A 2,735-nucleotide genomic window follows, 5' to 3' on the forward strand; every position below is an offset into this window, starting at 1 on the left:
CACTGTGATGATTATCGAGAGTATCAGCGCTATTCTTGTCCCAGGCCCTACATCGTGATTTTTATTTTCTTGGTGCGGCTTCCTATTCATTTCAGAAATTTCCAATAAAATCAATAAATAACATTATTTAATTTTAAGTCAAGATATTGGTTATTGGTAGATTTTTGTATTTATTTTTGTTATTTTTCTAGGCAGGCAATTGCGTGGGACCAGCTGCGCACGCAGTTGGTGCGCGCGATGAAGCTTTGGCTTGCGCTTGGAAAGCAAGCGCCACAGCTGAGGCCATGTCCTCGGGACTCAGCCTCAACAACTGCTTTACCACCTCGTCCACAGCGGTGCCTGCGCCGCCCTGGCGTTCAAGCTGTTCAAGTTTTTTGCCCAGTGCCACGGGATCCGGGTTGAAGTAGCGCATGAAGGTTTTCAGATCCTTGTGGCCTGAGATCCTGGCTGCTTCCGCTGGGTTGAGGTGATGTCCCATTTCCGTGATGCGCGTGTGGCGAAGGTCGTGCATGCGCGCGGTCAAAATCTCTGGGTCTCCTAGCTTCTCGGCTACTTGCTCACGGACCCGATCCCAAGCTTGCGTGACGGTGTCTGCTCGAATGCGCTTCCCGCGCGAGGTCACAAAGACCGCTCCCTTCTTTGTTTCGCTGGCCTCGAAGCGCGTGGCGATCAAGGCCATGGGCTCTGAGGTCAACGGGATCACGCGCTCGTTGTATTTGCCGTTTTTGGCCTTGGTTTCGCGAAGTCGCGCCGTTTTCTTCTTGAAGTTGATGTCCGCCCAATCAAGCTTGACGCATTCGGAGCGGCGGGCTGCGGTCATACGCGCAAAGCGAATGACATCGGCCGTTGCCTGGTCGGTCCGCCCAGCATCAAGCTGCGCAACGATGGCGTTCCATTCCTCCTCGGTGAGCGTCCGGTCGCGCGCGTCATCTGAATTGAGCGATTTCAAGCTCTTGATCGGCGAGCGCAGATCAATCTGCCAGTTTTCGTGGGCAATCCGGAAGAGGTTTCGGATCGTGGTCAGGGCTCGCTTTTTGCTGCCCTGGGCCATAGGGAGCGTGGTGCCGTCTCGCTTGACCTTGACGTATGAGTTCACGAACGAGCTGGCATGGCGCCCCAGGAAGTCATCCTGAGTCAAATCCTTGGCCAGCTTGCGGGTGAGGTGGGGCATGCCGGTCTGGCTCAACCCAAGACCTTTGCCGCCTCCCAAGAAGAGATAGGCATTGGAGTGGTCGGTTCTGACCGACGCGTGCTTGATGAGCCCATCATCGATTTCTTGGACAAACCGGCGCAGTAGATCCCCGAAGGTCCAGGCCTCGGAAGTGTGGGCATACGGTGTCTGCCGAAGCTCCAAGGAGGCATGCTCTCGGCGGACATAGGCCTCGGCCATGAGTCGCGCGGCATCGATGTGATGCTCGGTATTCGGGGACGCCTTCGGGTCGATGGGGTAGCGCACCAGCGGGAACTTCAAGGCTTGCCCGTTGAGGGACCTTCGGATGCGCGCCTCCCACCTGAGTTGCCCATCCGTCCTGAGCGTCACTCCCGCCACCGGGCTAACGGCCTGGAAGACCTTGATGCCGCGTGGGAGCGTGCCGCTGAAGGTCTTGGTGCGCCCAGGCTTGGCGGCTGTTTTGGCTTTGCTCACTTAGCGTCTCCCTGTATCCTTAGACAGATGGCCCCGTGGCACAATTGGATAGCGCGCGTCCCTCCTAAGGACGAGGTTGCTGGTTCGAACCCAGCCGGGGTCACCACTTTTTTGACAATCGGCATGACTAGGCCTGTCGTTACCACAGACTTGCCACAGTCAGGCTGGACTTCCGCGCAAAGCCTTGTCCTGCTTAGGTCTTAGTGTAGCGACGTTGTCCCTCCTAAGGGGAAGGTCGCCCGTTCGAATCGGGCCGGGGTCACCAGGAATCAAACACTTGTCTCTGCGTCCTCAGCTGGTAACCCAATGGATTGGTCGATATATCCACAGGGTCGGACATAGTGGACACATACGCATTCCTGGGCTTGGCAGGAACGGCTGGCTGAGCTATAGCGCATTGCCTCGCCGGATATTTAGCAATTCTTTTATCTCTGGATCAACTTCTTTAGGCGTTATCACTTTGATGAGCGAGGCTGCAGTTAGCGATACGCCGAGTTCTTCATGACTCCATCTAAAAAAATAGACAAGATCTTTTTTCCGGAGGCGATTGAAATGCACCCATCACTGGATTCCAGGATTTATCAACTAAAGCTCTTGCAATCTTGTTTGCCCCTGCTACACCCAGTCCACCCTTCCCACAAAGAATAGAAAGTGCGTCGGATACTTGGTCGTAGCTATCTTTGCATAACTTGTCAGGTAAGTATCAATTTCTTCAATTGTTGGCGGTGTAATCCCTTTGGTAGCTCCTTTCTTTATTGGTCGTTCGAACACGGGCGAGACTAATAAATGGTTTCGATTTATTTCTTATTCCAGATGAGGGTTTATTAATTTCTTGTTCGCCACCTGAGTTTTTAAGCACCATTGAAGAGCCTGCAGCATAATGCCAGCCTCCCCATGACTTGACCCACCCCCGATAGCAGGGCCATCAGTCGATAGAGATTTGACCTCTTTCGGCGGCAGGGAATCCCCTTGGGACCCGTGTTCTCGGGCAATTCCGCAGGGGTTTTCCATGCCAGTGCACTGTGGGGCCGCTCCTCGTTATAGAAGCGCCGCCACGCTTCGATTTTGCTCCGTGCATCGGCTAAAGACA

Annotated in this window: 1 protein-coding gene, 1 tRNA gene and 1 pseudogene; 1 reads left to right on the top strand and 2 read right to left on the bottom strand. The window is 54.3% G+C overall.

Annotation, left to right across the window (positions count from 1 at the left end; all coding sequences use genetic code 11):
* Positions 1 to 187: 187 nt before the first annotated feature.
* Positions 188 to 1,645 (bottom strand): site-specific integrase, encoded by a 1,458-nt coding sequence (locus LN450_RS04455; RefSeq protein WP_005916811.1) that lies wholly within the window; start codon positions 1,643 to 1,645, stop codon positions 188 to 190.
* 29 nt (positions 1,646 to 1,674) lie between these two features.
* On the opposite strand from LN450_RS04455, the gene LN450_RS04460 reads away from it, so the two are divergent.
* Positions 1,675 to 1,751: transfer RNA gene (locus LN450_RS04460), tRNA-Arg, on the top strand.
* 886 nt (positions 1,752 to 2,637) lie between these two features.
* Here LN450_RS04460 and LN450_RS23325 read toward each other — a convergent pair.
* Positions 2,638 to 2,735: pseudogene (locus tag LN450_RS23325) on the bottom strand (integrase core domain-containing protein); the annotation flags it as partial.

This window comes from Xanthomonas euvesicatoria pv. euvesicatoria, assembly GCF_020880415.1.
Lineage (GTDB): Bacteria > Pseudomonadota > Gammaproteobacteria > Xanthomonadales > Xanthomonadaceae > Xanthomonas > Xanthomonas euvesicatoria.